The organism is Streptomyces sp. NPDC015242, assembly GCF_043079125.1.
In the GTDB taxonomy this organism is placed as follows: Bacteria; Actinomycetota; Actinomycetes; order Streptomycetales; family Streptomycetaceae; genus Streptomyces.
Map to the genome: position 1 here is coordinate 180,824 of NZ_JBIBUF010000003.1, position 18,474 is coordinate 199,297.

The following is an 18,474-nucleotide window of genomic DNA, read 5'->3' on the forward strand; positions in this document are numbered from 1 at the left end:
AGCCCACCTCATGTCGTCTCCACGGTAAACGCAACAGGCAGGCCCGGAGTTCCAGAAAAACCCCGAACCTGCCCGTAGGGGACCACCCCGAGAAGGGTCCCCGGGTCACGCGCGCTTACGCCGGGACGATGTTCACCAGCTTCGGCGCCCGCACGATCACCTTGCGGATCCCGGCCCCGCCCAGCGCGGCGACGACCTTCTCGTCGGCCAGCGCGACCTTCTCCAGCTCGTCCTCGGAGATCGACGGCGAGACCTCCAGCCGCGCCTTGACCTTGCCCTTGATCTGGACGACGCAGGTCACGGTCTCGTCGACCACGTACGCCGGGTCGGCCACCGGGAAGTCCTGGTGGACGACCGAGTCGGTGTGGCCCAGCCTGCGCCACAGCTCCTCGGCGATGTGCGGGGCCAGCGGCGCGACCATCAGCACCAGCGGCTCGGCCACGGAGCGCGGCACGGGCCCGCCCACCTTGGTCAGGTGGTTGTTCAGCTCGGTGACCTTGGCGATGGCGGTGTTGAACCGCATGTTCTCCAGGTCGCCGCGCACCCCGTCGATCGCCTTGTGCAGGGCGCGCAGCGTGTCCTCGCCGGGCTCGGCGTCGACGACGGTGACCTCGCCGGTCGTCTCGTCGACGATGTTGCGCCACAGCCGCTGCAGCAGCCGGAACTGGCCCACCACCGCGCGCGTGTCCCACGGCCGGGAGACGTCCAGCGGGCCCATGGCCATCTCGTACAGGCGCAGGGTGTCGGCCCCGTACTCGGCGCAGATCTCGTCCGGAGTGACCGCGTTCTTCAGGGACTTGCCCATCTTGCCCAGCAGCCGGGAGACCTTCTCGCCCTGGTACCAGTAGGCGCCGTCGCGCTCCTCCACCTCGGCGGCGGGCACCGCGATGCCGCGGCTGTCGCGGTAGACGTAGGCCTGGATCATGCCCTGGTTGAACAGCTTGTGGAACGGCTCGGCGGAGGAGACGTGCCCCAGGTCGTACAGGACCTTGGACCAGAAGCGGGCGTACAGCAGGTGCAGCACGGCGTGCTCGGCCCCGCCGACGTACAGGTCGACACCGCCGTGCGGCTGGCCCTCGCGCGGGCCCATCCAGTACTGCTCGATCTCGGGGTCGACCAGCTTGTCGCTGTTGTGCGGGTCCAGGTAGCGCAGCTCGTACCAGCAGGAACCGGCCCAGTTGGGCATGGTGTTGGTCTCGCGGCGGTACTTCTTCGGGCCGTCGCCCAGGTCCAGCGTGACGTTGACCCAGTCCTCGTTGCGGGACAGCGGCGTCTCGGGCTGGGTGTCGGCGTCGTCCGGGTCGAAGGTGCGGGGGCTGTAGTCCTCGACCTCGGGCAGTTCCAGCGGCAGCATCGACTCGGGCAGCGCGTGGGCGATGCCGTCCTCGTCGTAGACGATCGGGAAGGGCTCGCCCCAGTAGCGCTGGCGGCTGAACAGCCAGTCGCGCAGCCGGAAGTTGACGGTGCCCTCGCCGACGCCCTCGGCCTCCAGCCACTCGGTGATGCGGGCCTTGGCCTCGACGACGCCCAAGCCGTCCAGGGAGACGCCGGTGCCGGTGGAGTTGATGATCTTCGCGTCGTAGGAGGCGAAGGCGTCGTCCCACTCGGCCGGGTCGGTGCCGCGGCCGTCGGTGGGCTCGACCACGCAGCGGATCGGCAGTTCGAAGGCGCGGGCGAACGCGAAGTCGCGTGTGTCGTGGGCCGGGACGGCCATGATCGCGCCGGTGCCGTAGCCCATCAGCACGTAGTCGGCGATGAAGACCGGAACCTGCTCGCCGTTGACCGGGTTGGTCGCGAAGGCGCCGACGAAGACGCCGGTCTTGTCCTTGGCCTCGGCCTGGCGCTCGACGTCGGACTTGGACGCGGCCTGGGCGCGGTAGGCGGCGACGGCCTCGGCCGGGGTCGCGTGACCGCCGGTCCACGCCTCGTGGGTGCCCTCCGGCCAGGCGGCCGGGGTGAACTTCTCGACCAGCGGGTGCTCGGGCGCCAGCACCATGTAGGTGGCGCCGAACAGGGTGTCCGGGCGGGTGGTGAAGACGGTGATGCGCTCGCCGTCGATGGGGAAGTCGACGCGGGCGCCCTCGCTGCGGCCGATCCAGTTGCGCTGCTGCAGCTTGATGGCCTCGGGCCAGTCCAGCGCGTCCAGGTCCTCCAGCAGCCGGTCGGCGTAGGCGGTGATGCGCATGTTCCACTGGCGCAGCTTGGCCTTGAAGACCGGGAAGTTGCCGCGCTCGGAGCGGCCGTCGGCGGTGACCTCCTCGTTGGCCAGCACGGTGCCCAGCCCGGGGCACCAGTTGACCGGTGCGTCGGAGGCGTAGGCCAGCCGGAACTCGCCCAGGACGTCGGCCTTCTCGGCGGCGCTCAGCTCGCTCCACGCGCGCGTGTGCCCGGGGACGGGCCGCTCACCGGACTCGAACTCGGCGACCAGTTCGGAGATCGGGCGGGCCCGCCGGGCGTCGTGGTCGTACCAGGAGTTGAAGATCTGCAGGAAGATCCACTGGGTCCACTTGTAGTAGTCCGGGTCGATCGTGGCGAACGACCGGCGCTTGTCGTGGCCCAGGCCCAGCCGGCGCAGCTGGGCCTTCATGTTCTCCATGTTGGCCTCGGTGGACACGCGCGGGTGCGTGCCGGTCTGCACCGCGTACTGCTCGGCGGGCAGGCCGAAGGCGTCGAAGCCCAGGGTGTGCAGGACGTTGTGCCCGGTCATCCGCTGGAAGCGGGCGAAGACGTCCGTGGCGATGTAGCCCAGGGGGTGGCCGACGTGCAGGCCCGCGCCCGAGGGGTACGGGAACATGTCCATGATGAACTTCTTGGGCCGGGCGACGGTCCCGGGGTCGCCCGCCAGGTCACCCTTGGGGTTGGGCGCGGCGTAGGTGCCGTCCGCGTCCCAGAAGTCCTGCCAGCGTGCTTCGATCTCGGCAGCCGTCGCGGCCGTGTAGCGGTGCGGCGCGGCCACCTCGGAGGTGGCCGCGGGGTTCGTCTCGCTCATGATCCTCAAAGCTCCATCGATCGTCTCTGCCTGCGGCTGTGGTGTCGAGAAACGAAAAATCCCCTCGCACAGGAGGGGACGCCGCGCCGATTCCGGCCACTCGACTCGTCCGGTGGCCGGGACTGATCAGCGCGGCCCGCTAAGCAGAAGGCGTACGGCACGCATGGCGTTAGGGTACCGCAGGCCCCCAGCGCGCCGCGACGCGCTTCGGCCGGGCCCCCTCGACGCTCGTCCCGCACGCGCGAAGCTGAACCAAGGTCAAGAGTTACTTCGCGTAACAGCAGCTAAGGGGCATCGCAACAACCGCATTGTCCTTTGATAACAACGCAATAACTCAAACCTCGTACCCATCGGTATGGCTCCGCTTAGAGTGCGGCAGCGGGACCGCTTTCCCGAACCGCTCGGAGTTGCCCCCATGAACCCTCATCGCAGTACCTCCCCCCTCCCCCCGGCCGCCGGGATGCGGGGAGGCCGGTCGTGAACCCCAACGACTCCACGGCAGACGACTCCTTCGCCGAGTTCCTCAACTTCGGCGCGGGCGTGCTGTCCCTCGTGTGCCTGACCTGCTCGGTGATCTGGGGTCTGGTCGCCCAGGACCGGATCCTGCTCGACGCCCGCCGGCGCATCCTGGCGCAGGCCGTGCACCGGACCACGGCCGTCGCCTCGATCGTCTTCCTGCTGGTGCACATCGGGGTGAAGCTGGCGCTGTCCCACACCTCGTGGGTCGCCGCGGTCATCCCCTTCGGCCTGGTGTTCACCGACGAGGAGCTGGTCGGGGGCAGGTCGTTCCTGATCGGCCTGGGCACCCTGGCGGGCATGCTCATGATCTTCGTGGGCGTCACCGGCGTGCTGCGCAACCGCTTCGCCTCCCCCGCGCCCGTCGCGGCCCGCTGGCGGGCCATGCACATGCTGGCCTACCCGGCCTGGTGCGCCGCCCTCGTGCACGGGCTCTACGCGGGTCGCGCGGCCAAGCCCGTCTTCGTCATCCTGTACTGCCTGTCGCTGGTCGGCGTGGCCGCGGCGCTGGCCCTGCGCGCCGCCCCGCGCCCGGTCAAGCGCAAGGTCGCCGACAGAATCGCCGCGTTCATCGGCCCCGGCGACGGCCAGGGACGCCGTGACCTGGAGGAGAGCCGGGCCCGGGCGGGCGCCGGCTCCGCGCTGCCCGGCTACGAGGGCCGGCCGGCCCGGGCCGCGGCGGCGGCGTCCCCGTCCGGGCCGCTGTACGAGCGGGCCGAGCGCCCCGCGCCCCAGGAGTCCACGAACGGCTTCGCCGCGGCCTACCGGGCCGTCTCGGGCCCGCCGCAGGAACAGGCCTTCGCACCGGGCCCGACCACCAGCATGGAACTGCCGCTGGACCTGCAGACCACCCGGGCCGTCCCGACCGTGGACGGCCCCTCCAGCACCTCCGGCAGCTGGCCGATCCCGTCCCCGCCCCCGGTCGGCGAGGCCCCGCCGTCGGCCTACGACCCGCTGCAGGACACCGGCTTCAACATCCCGCCCTACGACCCCCTGCGGGACACCGGACAAAGCATCCCGGCCTATGGCAATCCAGGCGCCTCCGGGTACGGATCGAGTGACGTGTACGACACGGGTGAGACGAACGCCGTCCAGGACACGTACTACCCGAACGACACGTACAACAGCGGTCCCGCCACTGAAACACTGCCCGGTGCGTCCTACGACTTCGACGCACCGGGATCGGGCGAACCTTGGAACACGCCTTCCGGAGGCTTTAAGTGAACGAGGCCCTGCCCGACGTACCCGAAGTCCGCGTGGTCGGTCTTCCCCAGCTCACGTCGGGCTTCGACCTTGTCGATCGGCTCGATCTGCCCATGCACCTGAAGGTGCACGGCCCGCTCGAGCCGATGGGCGGCGAGCAGCTCGCGCAGCTCGCCGAACGCATCAACCTGAAGGGCCGCGGCGGCGCGGGCTTCCCCTTCCACAAGAAGCTGCGCTCGGTCGCCGAAGCGGCGATCAAGCGCGGCGTCCGGCCGGTCGTCGTCGTGAACGGCAGCGAGGACGAACCGGCCTGCCGCAAGGACACGGTGCTCATCAACCGTGCCCCGCACCTCATCCTGGACGGCGCGCTGCTGTGCGCCGAGGCCCTGGGTGCCCGCACGCTCGTGGTGGGGGTCACCCGGGAGTCGACGCAGCGCTCCATGGAGGCCGCGCTGGCCGAACGCGGCCTGAGCAACGGACGCAGGTCGGCCCTGCGCGCCCGCGTGCAGCGCAACCCGGTCCGCATGGTCACCGGCGCCGCCGCGTCGCTGATCCGCTCCATCGACGGCGGCCCGGCCATCCCGCCCGGCCGCAAGGTCAGCGCCTCGCAGAACGGCGTCGGCGGCGCGCCCACCCTGCTGTCCAACGCCGAGACCTTCGCCCAGCTGGCCATCGCCGCCCGCATCGGCCCGGAGCGCTACGGCAACACGGGCCTGTACGACGAGCCGGGCACGGTCATGCTCACGGTCTCCGGCGCGGTCGCGCGGCCCATGGTGATCGAGGTCCCCACGGGGGTACCGCTGCGCTACGTCCTGCAGCTGGCCGGCGCCCCGCCGGTGCCGCAGGGCGTGCTGACCGGCGGCTACCACGGCAAGTGGATCGACGCGGCGACGGTCAACGAGGCGATCGTCTCCCGCAACTCCCTGGACGCCGTGGGCGGTTCCCTGGGCGCCGGCGCCATCCTGCCGATCAGCCAGGACACCTGCCCGCTGGGCGAGTCGCTGCGGGTCGCCCAGTGGCTGGCGGAGGAGAGCGCGGGCCAGTGCGGTCCCTGCTACCTCGGCCTGCCGGCCGCCGCGCGCGGCCTGGAGGACATCCTCAACGGCGGTGGTCCGGCGGCCCTCGAGGCGCTCAAGCAGGTCGCCAAGAACGTGAAGCGGCGCGGGGCGTGCTCGCACCCCGACGGCTCCGCGATGTTCCTGGAGTCGACCATCAAGGCGTTCACGGACGACCTGGCGGCCCATGTCCTCGGCAACGGCTGCGGACGGCGCGTGGAGGGCGTGCTGCCGCTCTTCGAGGGCGGCAGGGCCCCGACGGGCATCCCGGGCGGCGGCGAGTCCGAGGAGAACGGCCCGAGCCGGCAGAAGATCTACGTCGACTGGACGCTGTGCCGGGGCCACGGCCTGTGCGCGGACATCCTCCCCGAGGTGTTCCAGCTGGGCGCCGACGGTTTCCCGACCGTGGCGCAGGCCCAGGTGCCGCGGTACGCCGAGGCCAAGGCTCTGCGCGCGGTGCGCCGCTGCCCGGCCCTGGCCCTGCGCATCGAGGAGGACACCCGCGGACAGGGCGCCCCCTCCCGCAACCTCCCGGTGCTCTCCCAGGGCCGCGGCCGCCGCGCCCTCGGCCGCTAGGCGCACATACGGCGTACGGCGGGTTTCCCTCCGGGGAGGCCCGCCGTACGCGTACCCTCGCCGGACGGGACGGGCACGACAAGAAGGCGGGCCATCCGGATCGGATGGCCCGCCTTCTCATCTGCTGTGGAGCTAAGGAGAATTGAACTCCTGACCTCCTGCATGCCATGCAGGCGCTCTACCAACTGAGCTATAGCCCCTTGCGGTGTTGCCCTCCGGGTTTCCCCGGCGGCGACGCCAACTTTACTGGTCCTGCGGGCCCAACACCAAATCGGTTTCCTTGTGCCCGATATGACCGATTCACCCCTCCTTCTCGCCTCAGGCCGTCACGAACGAGTAGAACCGCTTGAGCGTGCAGTGCTCCTCCAGAAGACGGCCGTAGATCGGCTCGCCCTCCAGCTCACGGTACGTCTCGATCGGGTCGCCTTTTATGATCAGCGCCCGCGCGCACTCCTCGCACCAGTACTGGTAGTCGGGATTGATCGGCTCCATGTCACGGACGATCGGAGTCCCGCTGCCGCACCAGTCGCACTTCCGCCTGTGTGCACCCATCGATCAGCTCCAGCTGTGGCCGCAGGCCGTGCACACGTAGGAGACCCCGCCGTTGTCGCCGAGCATCTGGGCCACGTGCGCGGATCCGCAGGAAGGGCAGCTGAGGCGGGTGGACATGTCCCGGGTCAACGCTGCTCCGAGGAGGTGGTCGACCTCCTCGAGGATGCTCGCAGGCATCGGTGCTCCTCCCGTCGGGCCGCGCCCCCTTCCGGCCGTTTGATTCTGCCACGGCCGGACCAATACGGTCAGCGACGCCTCAGTACCAGTCCGGACACGGCAGTCGTCGCGACCGTAGAGGTATACGCCTCGACGGGCCCGAGTGACTCAACGCCGGGCACGAAAAATCCCGCCCCCTGGACGGGAACGGGATCTTGACGTGGAGCTAAGGAGAATTGAACTCCTGACCTCCTGCATGCCATGCAGGCGCTCTACCAACTGAGCTATAGCCCCTCGTGTTCCTTCCCGGCGGGCCGGGCGAACAAGAAGAACTTTAGCCTGCGACCTGCCGGAAAGTGAAATCCGGGGTCAGTCGTCGTCGCCCAGCACGGGTTCGGGCAGCGTGCCGGCGTTGTGCTCCAGCAGCCGCCAGCCGCGGGCGCCTTCGCCGAGCACCGACCAGCAGCAATTGGAGAGTCCGCCGAGGCTCTCCCAGTTGCGCGGGTCCAGGCCGAGGAGACGGCCGATGGTGGTGCGGATGGTGCCGCCGTGGCTGACCACGACGAGCGTGCCGTCCTCGGGGAGCTTCTCGGCGTGCCGGAGCACCACCGGGGCGGCGCGGTCGGCCACCTCGGTCTCCAGTTCGCCACCGCCGCGGCGCACGGCCTCGCCGCGCTTCCAGGCGGCGTACTCCTCGCCGTGCCGGGCGATGATCTCCTCGTGCGTCAGGCCCTGCCAGACGCCCGCGTAGGTCTCCCGCAGCGCCTCGTCGTGGGTGACGTCGAGGCCGGTGAGGGCGGCGAGCTCGGCGGCCGTGCGGGCGGCGCGCCGGAGGTCGGAGGCGACGATCGCGTCCGGCTTCAGGGACACGAGCAGCCGGGCGGCCCGGCGCGCCTGGGCGACACCGGTCTCGGTCAGCTCGACGTCCGTGGTGCCCTGGAAGCGGCGCTCCACGTTCCACGAGGTCTGGCCGTGCCGCCACAGGATGATGCGGCGGCCCCGGCCCGTCCTGGCGCCCTCGCTGAAGGCGCTCACCGCCAGTCTCCGTCCAGCTCCGCCGCCTCCTCGGCCGCCTGGAGCTTGGCGTGCTCCTCGGCCTTGCCGCGGGTGGCCCTGGCGTCCTCGGGCAGGTCGAGCTCGGGGCAGTCCTTCCAGAGACGCTCCAGGGCGTAGAAGACCCGCTCCTCGCTGTGCTGGACGTGGACGACGATGTCGACGTAGTCGAGCAGGATCCAGCGCGCGTCGCGGTCGCCCTCGCGGCGCACGGGCTTGGCGCCGAGCTCCTTCTGGAGGCGCTCCTCGATCTCGTCGACGATCGACTTGACCTGGCGGTCGTTGGGCGCGGAGGCCAGCAGGAAGGCGTCCGTGATGGACAGCACGTCACTGACGTCGTAGGCGACGATGTCGTGCGCCAGCTTGTCGGCGGCCGCCTGCGCGGCGGTGGTGATGAGCTCCTGGGAGCGGTCGGTCACGGTCACTACAAGGCTTTCGGTCGGCGGTCGTTTGCCCTCAAGGGTCTCACGGACCGCCGTGCGCCCCCCACGCGATTGCGGGGTCACGTGGGGGGCGGGCTCGCGCCGCCTAGCCGGCCGGGGGCTCGTAGTCCTGGCCGAGGACCACCGCGACGTCGGCGCTCGCCGAGATCTTGCCCCGGGCGACGGAGCTCTCGGGCAGTCCGAGCGTCTTGGCCACCTCGGTGGCGTTCGTCTTGTCGGCGGCGTCGGCGTAGACGACCTTCGAGGTGGAGCCGGCTGTCGCCGTGCCGCCCTCCAGGAAGGTGAAGCCGCCGTTGAGGAGCACCACGCGGGCCTTCTCCGTGTTGTCCTTCACACCGGTGGCGTTCTGGACGGAGACGCTGACGGCGGCGTCCTTGTCGGGGCTCTTGGCCGTGCCGCCGAGGACGTTCCTGACGATCCCGGCGCCGGTCTGGGCGCTGAGCGTGCCGTCGCCCCGCACGGGCAGCAGGTCCGTGCGGTAGTCGCCGCCCTTGGCGAGGTCGGAGAGCCCGGCCAGGAAGGTGCCCAGGTCCTTGTCGGTCAGGGACGGGTCGAGGATCTGCGCCAGGGTCTGGACGGTGGTGGTCGCGGCCTGCGGGTCGGAGGACATCTTGCGCAGCACGCCCTGCAGGACCTGCCCGAACCGCTCCAGCTGGGCGTCCTGGGTCTCGCCGGGGGCGCGGTAGGTGGCGTAGGCGACGGCCATCTTGCCGCTGAGGGTCTGGTCCGCGCCCTTGTTGACCAGCGGGGCCTCGCCCTTCTTCTTGGCGGCGGGGTCGGGGACGTCGGCGTTCGTGTCGACGTCGATGGTGCCGACGAGGTCGACGAGGTTCTGCAGGTAGGGGGTGTCCAGGCGCCAGGTGCCCTGGATGTCGGTGCCGAGGACCGCGTCGAGCGCGTCGCGGGTGCCGTCGGAGCCGTCGTCCTCGACCGACTTGGCCAGGGTCGTGGTGGTGCCGTCGTCGCTGGTCAGCGCGAGCGAGTTGGGCAGCAGCACGGTGGTGCCGCGCTGGGTGGTGGTGTTGTCGACGAGGAGGGCCGTGGCGGTGCCGCCGCCCTTGGTGTCGTGCAGGTGGACGACGATGACGTCCCGCTTCTGGGCGCCCGCCGCGGTCGCCGTGCCCGTCGCGGAGTCGCCGGAGGACAGGCCGGGCAGCTTCCCCGCGTACCAGAGGTAGCCGACGCCGCCGGCCGCGGCGAGCGCGAGGACGACGGCCAGGGCGACGATCCGGCTGCGGGCGCGGCGCCGGGCCTCCTCGCGGCGCTCGGTGCGGTTCTCGGTGAACTTCAGCCAGTCGATGACGTCTTCGGAGTTGTCGTCCGGCTCCTCGACGAACGCGAACTGCTCGGTGTGGTACTCCCGGTCGCCGTCCTGCTCCCCGTCGGCGGGACCGGCCTGCTGCGGGATGTGCGCCGTCTGCTGCGCGGGCTGCTCGGCGAGGCGTGCCTGCGGCGTGGGGGCACCGCCCGCGTGGGCCTGCCCGTAGGGGTCGTGGGCGGCGCCCTGCGCCTGCCCGCCCTGCTGGGCCCCGGCGGCGTACGGGTCGTAGCCGTACGGGGCGGCGGACTGCTGCCCGCCGGCGCCGTAGCCGTACGCGGGCGGCTGCTGCTGCCCGCCGGCGGCGTACGGGTCGTAGCCGTAACCCTGCTGGTGCTGCTGGGCGTACGGGTCGTAGGTCTGCTGCTGGGTCTGCTGGGCCGGGACCTGCCGGTAGACAGGCTGTCCGTACTCGTCGTAGCCGACGAGTTCGTACTGGTCGGCGCCGTGGCCCGCGGCCCCCGCGTCGTATCGGTCGTTCACCGGTGCCCCTCTCGGCTCACTCGCCGCGGTACAGCTCGCGCTTGTCGATATAGCGCACGACACCGTCCGGCACCAGGTACCAGATGGGATCGCCCTTGGCGACTCTCGCACGGCAGTCCGTGGAGGAGATGGCCAGGGCGGGGACCTCGACGAGCGAGACGCCGCCCTCGGGAAGTCCGGTGTCGTCGAGGTGGTGACCCGGCCGGGTCACCCCGATGAAGTGCGCGAGGGAGAACAGCTCCGCCGAGTCCCGCCAGGTGAGGATCTGGGCCAGGGCGTCGGCGCCGGTGATGAAGAACAGGTCCGTGTCGGGGTTGAGCGCGCGCAGGTCGCGCAGGGTGTCCACGGTGTAGGTGGGGCCGCCGCGGTCGATGTCGATGCGGCTCACGGAGAACTGGGGGTTCTCGGCGGTCGCGATGACCGTCATCAGGTAGCGGTCCTCGGCCGGGGAGACGCTGCGGTGGCTCTTCTGCCAGGGCTGCCCGGTGGGCACGAACACCACCTCGTCGAGGTGGAAGGCGGCGGCGACCTCGCTGGCGGCCACCAGGTGCCCGTGGTGGATCGGGTCGAAGGTGCCGCCCATGACGCCCAGCCGGCGCTTGCCGGGCTCCGACGGGCTCTTGCCGGGGCCGTCGATCTGGCGGGTCGCCGCGGCGGCACGGCGGGGCCCCGAGTGTCGCTCGGTGCCGCTCGCCGTGTCCGGTGCCGGGTCGTGCGGCGTCTCGTTCGCCGGACCGGTAGGCATGTCCTGCTCTCCCATGCGTGCAGACCCTACCGGCCCCGCCTGAGGGCTCCGGCCGCCCCCGTGGTCCCCGGGGCACCCCGCGCGGGGTGCCCTGCCTCAGCTCAGCGGTCGCGGTTGAAGCGGGTGGTGATCCACAGCAGGAGCAGCAGGATGAAGAGGGCGGCGCCGCCGGTGAGGTAGGGGCTGAGGCTCTCGTGGTTTCCGCCGTGCTCTCCGCCCTCGGCGGCGAGGGTGACCAACTGGGCAGCGGTGCTGTGGAAGCTCATCTTCGGCAGGACCTATCGCGTGTGGGCGGGATAAAGACGTCGGCTCATCGTAAGCGGGCGCCTCCGCCGCGATCACCCCGACTCCGCCTGTCGGTGCCGCGGAACCTTCGCGCCGCCTCAGTCGTCCTTCCGTCTGTAGCCGCGCAGCAGGAACCACGCGGTCACCGCACAGCCCACGATCATCACGAGCAGAACGATCCGGAGGATCCCCGGTCCCCCTTGCCGGTCGGCGGCGCTCGCGGCCGCGGCGAGCCAGGCGGCGGGGTGGTGCTCCATGACGGTGGTTCCCTTCGCTGTACTGCCCGACCACCGTAACTCCGCCTAGGCTGGGCTCAGCCTCGGGGAAGCAAAGGGCCGCACAAGGGGCCGCAAAGGTCATCCAGACGCATGGGGGAAGACATGTCCGACGGCCACGAGCGAAGCGGGCACGAGCACGTGCCGAGCCGGCAGCGCAGGCGCTTCCCGGGGATCTCCTCGCGGACCTACGAGCACCCGGCCGACCGCTCCGCCCTGGTGGCACTGCGCAAACTGAGCGGTTTCGACACGGTGTTCAAGGCGCTCAGCGGCCTGCTCCCCGAGCGCAGTCTGCGGCTGCTGTTCCTGTCCGACTCGGTGCGCGTCTCGGACCAGCAGTTCGCGCATCTGAACGTGATGCTGCGCGACGCCTGCTACATCCTGGACCTGGAGAAGGTCCCGCCGATGTACGTCACCCAGGACCCGCGGCCCAACGCGATGTGCATCGGCCTGGACGAGCCGATCATCGTCGTCACGACGGGCCTCGTGGAACTGCTCGACGAGGAGGAGATGCGGGCGGTCGTCGGCCACGAGGTGGGGCACGCGCTGTCCGGCCACTCGGTGTACCGGACCATCCTGCTGTTCCTGACCAGCCTGGCCGTCCGGGTGGCCTGGATCCCGCTGGGCAACCTCGCGATCATGGCGATCGTCACCGGGCTGCGGGAGTGGTTCCGCAAGTCGGAGCTGTCCGCCGACCGGGCGGGGCTGCTGGTCGGGCAGGACCTCCAGGCGTCCATGCGCGGCCTGATGAAGATCGCGGGCGGCAACCACCTGCACGAGATGAACGTGGACGCGTTCCTCGCCCAGGCCGAGGAGTACGAGGCGGGCGGCGACCTGCGCGACTCCGTCCTGAAGATCCTCAACGTGCTGCCCCGTTCCCACCCGTTCACGACCGTGCGGGCGGCGGAGCTGAAGAAGTGGGCCGGGTCGCGGGACTACCAGCGGATCATGGACGGCCACTACCCGCGGCGCGAGGAGGACAAGGACACCTCGGTCCGGGACTCCTGGCGCGAGTCGGCGAACCACTACGGCACCCAGGTGAAGAACTCGAAGGACCCGCTGATGAAGCTGGTCACGGACCTGGCCGGCGGCGCGGGCGACCTCGGCGACCGGGTGCGCCGGGGCTTCGGCGGCTTCACGGGCACCTCGTCGCAGCCGCCCGGGGGCGCTCGGCCGCCGGGCGCGTCGGACACCCCGTCGGACACCCCAGGGGACGACCGCCCGCCGCGCGACGACCGCTGAGGGGCCGCACCGGATCCGGCGAGGCCTTCGGGCGCCGCGGGGCCGCAGGGCTCCCTTCGCGGGCCGGGCGGCCCGCTCTCGCCTCCTCACACCTTCGGCAGCGCGCTCGTCGCCAGGGAGCCGCACAGGGCCGTCGCGCTGCCCGTCGCGTAGGGGTCGGTGCCGGCGGGGCCGCCCTCCTTGGCGGTCTGGCCGGCGAGCAGGGGCCTCAGGTGGTGCGTGGAGTCCTCGGCGCAGGACAGCGGGCCGGCCTGGACGTAGGAGACGACGAGCTGCGCCTGGTGCAGGCGCAGGTCCTCCCGGTCGAAGCGGAAGTGCAGCTCGCGCCGGACGGTGAACAGGGACGCCTCGGCCTTGTTCCCGGCCCCGGCGGGCCGCAGCGCGTACACGAACGTGTGGTCGGCGGTCACCTCCAGCGTGGAGGCGTCGGTCTCGGCGGCCTGGAGCGTGCCCTGGACCCGTACCCGGCGGTCGGCCAGTTCGGCCCGGGACGGGTCGAAGCGGACGAGCCAGCCGGTGGGCGCGTGGCGTCCGTCCGCGGTGGGGCGGGCGAAGCTCTGGTCGAACTGGTCCAGCTGGTCACCGGCCAGCAGGACGCGCACGGCGCGGATCCCGCCGCCCGTGATCACCTCGGGGTCGAGGGCGGACCGGACGATGTAGTCCTTGGCCGTGGACAGGGCGGTCACGACCTGGCTGTCCGAGAAGTGCGCGGTGCGCCGGGAGGGGGGCAGCGGCACGCCCTCGGCGCCGGTCTTGAACTGCGCGGCGGGGCTGTGCTCGTACAGGTACGCCGTGTCGGCCGCGCCGGGCACCCTGCCCTCGGGGACCAGCGGGATCACGGTCATCCGCAGCGGCTCGGCCGGCTCCCGGGCGGCGGGGGTCTGGTAGGGGTGGCGGACGCCCATGTAGATCGCGGTGCCGAAGGCGAGGGCGATCAGCAGGACCAGGACCAGCGCCTGCCGGGACAGCCCGCGGCGCAGGGGCGGGCGGCGGCGCACGGCGGGCGCGTGGTCGGCGATGCGCTCCTGCGCGGAGTACTCCTGGAGGCGGGCAGCACGGACGAACGACTCGTCGAAGACGACGGATCGGTATTCGTCCTCACCTCCGGGAGCGCCCTCGGGTGTCCCCTCCGGTGGGTCTCCTGGCCCGCCCATATCTTCAGGGTAGGTCGCCGCGAGCCCGGGTAAACGCCGGGCTGCTCCACAAGTTCTGACAGGAACTCATCAGAACGGGCGGCATCCGGTCAGGGGGTGCGGGGGATCACCGACATGGCCGGCTGGGAGTGGTCGGCGGAGGCCGAAGGGGCCGCTCCGCCGCCCTGTTCCAGGCCGGTCGAGGCGGGCGGCGGCACCGGGCCCTCGCGGTTCGAGGACGCTCCGCGGTAGACCGCCGTGAAGGCCAGCGCGACCATGCCGATCCCCATCACCAGGGCGAGCAGCCAGGCCACCGGGCGGTGCCAGCGCACCTGTTTGGAGTACGGCCCCCGGTCCCCGTAGTGGTCCTCCAGGAGGTCGGGGTCGTCCAGGTCGTCGAGGTCCGGATCATGGCCGAAACGGCCGGGGCCGTCCGGTCCGTACCCATCGTCGTAGCGCTCGCCCCTGAGGTGGGCGCGGCGGGCGGCCTCCGCCTCGGAGGCCTCGGCTCTGGCCTGCGCGGCGGCCAGGAGGCGCTCCACGGCGGTCGGCTCGTGCACCACGGCCGCGCGTACGAAGGCCTCGTCGAAGACCACGGAGGCGAACTCTTCGTCCGACACCCCGCGGTCGTGGTCGTCGTCGGGCTCCCGGCCGTCCGGAAACGGCGTGCCCCCCACGTCCTCCGGCACGGATCCAGAGTAGACCTGGGGGGTCAATTTGGGCAGACGGTATGGAAATTCGTCCGCCGTCCGAGACGGCTTCCACGGGGCTGCGCCCGGCGCGTGACCGGGCGGTCCGCCCCTGGCGCACGCGCCCGCGCCGCTCCGCCGTTCGGGTGACCCGGCACCCGGGCACCGGGTCAGCGGCGGATGTGCCCGTCCCCGGTGACGATGTACTTCGTGCTGGTCAGCTCGGGCAGGCCCATGGGGCCGCGGGCGTGCAGCTTCTGGGTGGAGATGCCGATCTCCGCGCCGAAGCCGAACTGGCCGCCGTCGGTGAAGCGGGTGGAGGCGTTGACGGCCACGGTGGTGGAGTCGACCAGCTGGGTGAAGCGGCGGGCCGCCTGCTGGGAGGTCGTCACGATGGCCTCGGTGTGGCCGGAGGTCCACAGCCGGATGTGCTCGACGGCCTTGTCCAGGGAGTCGACCACGGCGGCGGCGATGTCGTACGACAGGTACTCGGTCTCCCAGTCCTCGGCCGTCGCCTCGACGACGGTGGCCTTGGAGTCCTTGGCGTAGGCCTGCACCCGCTCGTCGGCGTGGACGGTGACCCCGGCCTCCGCGAGGGCGTCCAGGGCGCGCGGCAGGAAGTCGGCCGCGATGTCCTGGTGCACCAGGAGGGTCTCGGCGGCGTTGCAGACGCCGACCCGCTGGGCCTTGGAGTTGATCAGGATCTCGACGGCCATGTCGAGGTCGGCCTGCGCGTCGACGTAGACGTGGCAGTTCCCGGTGCCGGTCTCGATGACCGGGACGACGGACTCCTGGACGACCGTGTTGATCAGGGACGCGCCGCCGCGCGGGATGAGCACGTCGACCAGGCCCCGGGCGCGCATCAGCTCGCGCACGCTGTCCCGGCTCTCGCCGGGGACGAGCTGGATGGCGTCGGCTGGCAGCCCGGCCCCGCCCACGGCGTCGCGCAGGACGCGCACCAGGGCGGTGTTCGACCGGTACGCCGAGGACGAGCCGCGCAGCAGGACCGCGTTGCCGGACTTCAGGCAGAGGGCGGCGGCGTCGACGGTGACGTTGGGCCGGCCCTCGTAGATGATGCCGACGACGCCGAGCGGCACGCGCACCTGGCGCAGGTCGATGCCGTTGGGCAGCGTGGAGCCGCGCACGACCTCGCCGACCGGGTCCGGCAGCGCGGCGACGTCGCGCACGTCGGAGGCGATGGCGCGGACCCGCTCGGGGGTGAGCGTGAGCCGGTCGATCATGCCCTCGCTGAGGCCGGCCTCGCGGGCCTTGGCGACGTCCTCGGCGTTGGCCTCGACGATCTCGCTCGTGCGGACCTCCAGCGCGTCCGCGATGGCGAGCAGCGCGTCGTCCTTGTCGGCCCGCGGCAGCGGCGCGAGGCTCGCGGCGGCCGCCTTGGCACGGTAGGCGGCCTCGGTGACCGGGGACATGGAGTCGTACGGCGAGAGCGTGGTCATGAGGGAAGGGTAGTGCGCCGGGCGAGGGTGTTCCTCGCGTGTTCCACACCCCGAGACACCGCGCGAGACGGCCCCGCCGCCCCGGTCAGAACGGGTGGACCCCGACGGGTGAGGCCGGGGGCGGTCCGTAGCCCTCGGCGACGCGCTGGTGGTAGGTCGCGCGGTCGATGACCTCCAGGCCGACGATCTCCCAGGGCGGCAGTCCGGCGGTCTGCCGGTGCTCGCCCCACAGCCGCAGCGCGACGGCGGCCGCGTCGTGCAGGTCGCGGGCCTCCTCCCAGTAGCGGATCTCGGCGTGGTCGACGGCGTAGCGGCTGGTCAGCAGGAAGGGGTGGTCGTGGGCGAGCTGCTCCAGGGCGCGCCGCACCTCGGGGAGCGGGGCCTCCTTGCCGGAGACGCTGAGGGTGACGTGCCACAGGCGCGGGGTGTCCGCGGGTTCCCCGGCGTCGAACCGGTCTCCGGCCGCCACGCTGGCCAGGGCCCGCCCCTCACCGGCCGCGCGGGAGCCGGTACCACCACGGGACGCCTGTGTCCCAGGGCGCACTCGTCTCACGACGGTCTCCTTCGCTCAGTGGCGCCGCTCGTGGCGCTGCGGCGGAACAGTTCCCCGAGACAAAGTTGAGCAGGCCGCAGGAGATCGCGGGGCGGTTTTGCGGAACGTCCACCACCGGGGGCGGACGTTTCGACACATTACGGGTGCAGGACCACCAGGTCGTCCCTGTGTACGACCTCGCGTTCGTACGCGGGTCCGAGTTCGCGGGCGAGTTCCCGGGTGGAGCGGCCGATCAGCCGGGGGATCTCCTTGGCGTCGAAGTTGACCAGTCCCCGGGCCACCGCGTGCCCGGTGCGGTCGCGCAGCTCCACCGGGTCGCCGGCGGCGAACTCGCCCTCGACGGCCGCGATGCCGGCCGGCAGCAGCGACTTGCGGCGCTCGACGACGGCCTGGACGGCGCCGTCGTCGAGGGTCAGGGCGCCCTGCGGGGTGGAGGCGTGCTGGAGCCACAGCAGCCGGTCGGCGGAGCGCCGGCCGGTGGGGTGGAAGAAGGTGCCGGTGTCCTGTCCGGTGAGGGCGTCGGCGGCGTGGACGGCGCTGGTGAGGACGACCGGGACACCGGCGGCGGCGGCGATCCGGGCGGCCTCGACCTTGGTGACCATGCCGCCGGTGCCGACGCCGGCCTTGCCCGCGCTGCCGATCTCGACGTGCGCGAGGTCGGCCGGGTCCCGCACCTCGGCGATGCGGGAGGTGCCGGGCCTGCCCGGGTCGCCGTCGTAGACGCCGTCCACGTCGGACAGCAGCACCAGCAGGTCGGCGTGGACGAGGTGGGCGACCAGGGCGGCGAGGCGGTCGTTGTCGCCGAAGCGGATCTCGTCCGTGGCGACGGTGTCGTTCTCGTTGACGACCGGGAAGGCGCCCATGGCGAGCAGCTTGTCCAGGGTGCGCGAGGCGTTGCGGTGGTGGGCGCGGCGGCTCATGTCGTCGGAGGTGAGCAGCACCTGGCCGACCCGGACGCCGTAGCGGGCGAAGGAGGCGGTGTAGCGGGCGACCAGCAGGCCCTGGCCGACGCTGGCGGCGGCCTGCTGCCGGGCCAGGTCCTTCGGCCGGCGGCGCAGCCCCAGCGGGGCCAGACCGGCGGCGATGGCGCCCGAGGAGACCAGGACGATCTCGCGTTCCCCGCCGGCGCGGACCTTGGCGAGCACGTCGACCAGGGCGTCCACGCGGTCCGCGTCCAGGCCGCCCGAGGCGGTGGTCAGCGAGGAGGATCCGACCTTGACGACGATCCTGCGGGCCTCGCCCACGGCCTGCCTTGCCCCTGCCACGTCGCCGTCCGTCCCCTCGCTGCGTTCCGGTCCCTCACCGGGAAATCTACGGGACGCACGGGGAGGGCGCCGAGCCGGTCCACGCTACGGACGGTACGGACGGCGTCACGGGGGCGCGCGGGGCCGGGCGGGAGCCCGGTGAGGGTCCGGGCATGGGCCCGGCGGGAGCCCGGCAAGGGTCCCGGGCCAGTACCGGCAGGGAGCCCGGCGAGGCCCCAACGCGGACCTGACGAGGACCCAGGCATGGGCCCGGCAGAAGCCAGGCAAAGGTCCCGGCCGGATCCGACGGAAGCCCGGCAACGGTCCCGGGCCAGTACCCGGCAGGGAGCCCGGGCCGGGGTCCCCGCGCGAGCCCGGCGGGCCCCGCCCCGCGACAGGAAGCCGGGATTCCGCTACCGTCCGACGGCGCGGCGGGGCGGTGGGCGCCCACGGTCCCGGCGACACGCGCGTGTCGTCCTGCGGTCGCCGCGCGTTAACCCGGACGGC

The 18,474-nt window shown here is 72.1% G+C and carries 17 protein-coding genes and 2 tRNA genes; 3 read left to right on the plus strand and 16 right to left on the minus strand.

Annotation, left to right across the window (positions count from 1 at the left end; genetic code table 11):
* Window positions 1–115 precede the first annotated feature (115 nt).
* Complete coding sequence (leuS, locus tag ACF07N_RS12380) at window positions 116–2,989, minus strand: leucine--tRNA ligase (protein ID WP_392111478.1); 2,874 nt, start codon at window positions 2,987–2,989, stop codon at window positions 116–118.
* Between the two features lie 477 nt (window positions 2,990–3,466).
* Here leuS and ACF07N_RS12385 point away from each other — a divergent pair, with 477 nt between their 5' ends.
* On the plus strand, window positions 3,467–4,729 hold the full coding sequence (locus ACF07N_RS12385; protein ID WP_392111481.1) for a cytochrome b/b6 domain-containing protein: 1,263 nt from the start codon (window positions 3,467–3,469) through the stop codon (window positions 4,727–4,729).
* On the plus strand, window positions 4,726–6,339 hold the full coding sequence (locus tag ACF07N_RS12390; RefSeq protein WP_383322519.1) for an NADH-ubiquinone oxidoreductase-F iron-sulfur binding region domain-containing protein: 1,614 nt from the start codon (window positions 4,726–4,728) through the stop codon (window positions 6,337–6,339). The genes ACF07N_RS12385 and ACF07N_RS12390 overlap by 4 nt, the downstream gene beginning before the upstream one ends.
* Before the next feature lie 127 nt (window positions 6,340–6,466).
* On the opposite strand, the gene ACF07N_RS12395 is transcribed toward ACF07N_RS12390, so the two are convergent.
* The 10 genes from ACF07N_RS12395 to ACF07N_RS12440 form a co-directional block, all read right to left on the minus strand.
* Window positions 6,467–6,539: transfer RNA gene (locus tag ACF07N_RS12395), tRNA-Ala, on the minus strand.
* Window positions 6,540–6,657: 118 nt separating this feature from the next.
* Window positions 6,658–6,891, minus strand: a complete 234-nt coding sequence (locus ACF07N_RS12400) for a hypothetical protein (protein WP_006136074.1) — start codon at window positions 6,889–6,891, stop codon at window positions 6,658–6,660.
* 3 nt (window positions 6,892–6,894) lie between these two features.
* Entirely contained in the window at window positions 6,895–7,068 is a 174-nt protein-coding gene (locus ACF07N_RS12405; protein WP_365087936.1) for a hypothetical protein, read from the minus strand.
* A gap of 200 nt (window positions 7,069–7,268) precedes the next feature.
* A tRNA-Ala gene (locus tag ACF07N_RS12410) sits at window positions 7,269–7,341 on the minus strand.
* A 75-nt stretch (window positions 7,342–7,416) separates the two neighbouring features.
* Window positions 7,417–8,088, minus strand: a complete 672-nt coding sequence (locus tag ACF07N_RS12415) for a histidine phosphatase family protein (RefSeq protein WP_392112390.1) — start codon at window positions 8,086–8,088, stop codon at window positions 7,417–7,419.
* Window positions 8,079–8,525, minus strand: coding sequence for a ribosome silencing factor (rsfS, locus tag ACF07N_RS12420; protein WP_383322515.1), 447 nt, complete (start codon window positions 8,523–8,525; stop codon window positions 8,079–8,081). Before rsfS ends, ACF07N_RS12415 begins: the two co-directional genes overlap by 10 nt.
* A 103-nt stretch (window positions 8,526–8,628) precedes the next feature.
* Window positions 8,629–10,344, minus strand: coding sequence for a LytR C-terminal domain-containing protein (locus tag ACF07N_RS12425; RefSeq protein ID WP_392111486.1), 1,716 nt, complete (start codon window positions 10,342–10,344; stop codon window positions 8,629–8,631).
* 16 nt (window positions 10,345–10,360) lie between these two features.
* Window positions 10,361–11,104, minus strand: a complete 744-nt coding sequence (gene nadD / locus ACF07N_RS12430) for a nicotinate-nucleotide adenylyltransferase (RefSeq protein ID WP_392111489.1) — start codon at window positions 11,102–11,104, stop codon at window positions 10,361–10,363.
* A gap of 86 nt (window positions 11,105–11,190) precedes the next feature.
* Complete coding sequence (locus ACF07N_RS12435; RefSeq protein WP_383322506.1) at window positions 11,191–11,355, minus strand: hypothetical protein; 165 nt, start codon at window positions 11,353–11,355, stop codon at window positions 11,191–11,193.
* A gap of 117 nt (window positions 11,356–11,472) precedes the next feature.
* A complete protein-coding gene (locus ACF07N_RS12440) occupies window positions 11,473–11,631 on the minus strand; it encodes a hypothetical protein (protein ID WP_383322503.1) in 159 nt (52 codons plus the stop codon).
* Between the two features lie 123 nt (window positions 11,632–11,754).
* On the opposite strand from ACF07N_RS12440, the gene ACF07N_RS12445 reads away from it, so the two are divergent.
* The gene (locus ACF07N_RS12445) at window positions 11,755–12,891 is read left to right on the plus strand and encodes a M48 family metallopeptidase (protein WP_392112393.1); all 1,137 of its coding nucleotides are present in this window, start codon (window positions 11,755–11,757) and stop codon (window positions 12,889–12,891) included.
* A gap of 86 nt (window positions 12,892–12,977) precedes the next feature.
* On the opposite strand, the gene ACF07N_RS12450 is transcribed toward ACF07N_RS12445, so the two are convergent.
* The 5 genes from ACF07N_RS12450 to proB form a co-directional block, all read right to left on the minus strand.
* Window positions 12,978–14,045, minus strand: coding sequence for a hypothetical protein (locus tag ACF07N_RS12450; RefSeq protein ID WP_392111493.1), 1,068 nt, complete (start codon window positions 14,043–14,045; stop codon window positions 12,978–12,980).
* Window positions 14,046–14,134: 89 nt separating this feature from the next.
* Entirely contained in the window at window positions 14,135–14,740 is a 606-nt protein-coding gene (locus ACF07N_RS12455; protein ID WP_383340028.1) for a hypothetical protein, read from the minus strand.
* 143 nt (window positions 14,741–14,883) lie between these two features.
* Window positions 14,884–16,170, minus strand: coding sequence for a glutamate-5-semialdehyde dehydrogenase (locus ACF07N_RS12460; protein WP_383322494.1), 1,287 nt, complete (start codon window positions 16,168–16,170; stop codon window positions 14,884–14,886).
* 85 nt (window positions 16,171–16,255) lie between these two features.
* A complete protein-coding gene (locus tag ACF07N_RS12465; protein WP_392111497.1) occupies window positions 16,256–16,723 on the minus strand; it encodes a hypothetical protein in 468 nt (155 codons plus the stop codon).
* Between the two features lie 137 nt (window positions 16,724–16,860).
* Window positions 16,861–17,967: a glutamate 5-kinase gene (gene proB / locus ACF07N_RS12470; RefSeq protein ID WP_383323679.1), complete on the minus strand. Its 1,107-nt coding sequence runs from the start codon at window positions 17,965–17,967 to the stop codon at window positions 16,861–16,863.
* Window positions 17,968–18,474 lie beyond the last annotated feature (507 nt).

Excerpts from the sequence above, each read along its gene's own strand:
- leuS (WP_392111478.1), bottom strand. The coding sequence starts at position 2,989 with ATGAGCGAGACGAACCCCGCGGCCACCTCCGAGGTGGCCGCGCCGCAC.
- ACF07N_RS12400 (WP_006136074.1), bottom strand. The coding sequence starts at position 6,891 with ATGGGTGCACACAGGCGGAAGTGCGACTGGTGCGGCAGCGGGACTCCG.
- ACF07N_RS12405 (WP_365087936.1), bottom strand. The coding sequence starts at position 7,068 with ATGCCTGCGAGCATCCTCGAGGAGGTCGACCACCTCCTCGGAGCAGCG.
- nadD (WP_392111489.1), bottom strand. The coding sequence starts at position 11,104 with ATGGGAGAGCAGGACATGCCTACCGGTCCGGCGAACGAGACGCCGCAC.
- ACF07N_RS12435 (WP_383322506.1), bottom strand. The coding sequence starts at position 11,355 with ATGAGCTTCCACAGCACCGCTGCCCAGTTGGTCACCCTCGCCGCCGAG.
- ACF07N_RS12440 (WP_383322503.1), bottom strand. The coding sequence starts at position 11,631 with ATGGAGCACCACCCCGCCGCCTGGCTCGCCGCGGCCGCGAGCGCCGCC.
- ACF07N_RS12445 (WP_392112393.1), top strand. The coding sequence starts at position 11,755 with ATGTCCGACGGCCACGAGCGAAGCGGGCACGAGCACGTGCCGAGCCGG.
- ACF07N_RS12450 (WP_392111493.1), bottom strand. The coding sequence starts at position 14,045 with ATGGGCGGGCCAGGAGACCCACCGGAGGGGACACCCGAGGGCGCTCCC.
- ACF07N_RS12460 (WP_383322494.1), bottom strand. The coding sequence starts at position 16,170 with ATGACCACGCTCTCGCCGTACGACTCCATGTCCCCGGTCACCGAGGCC.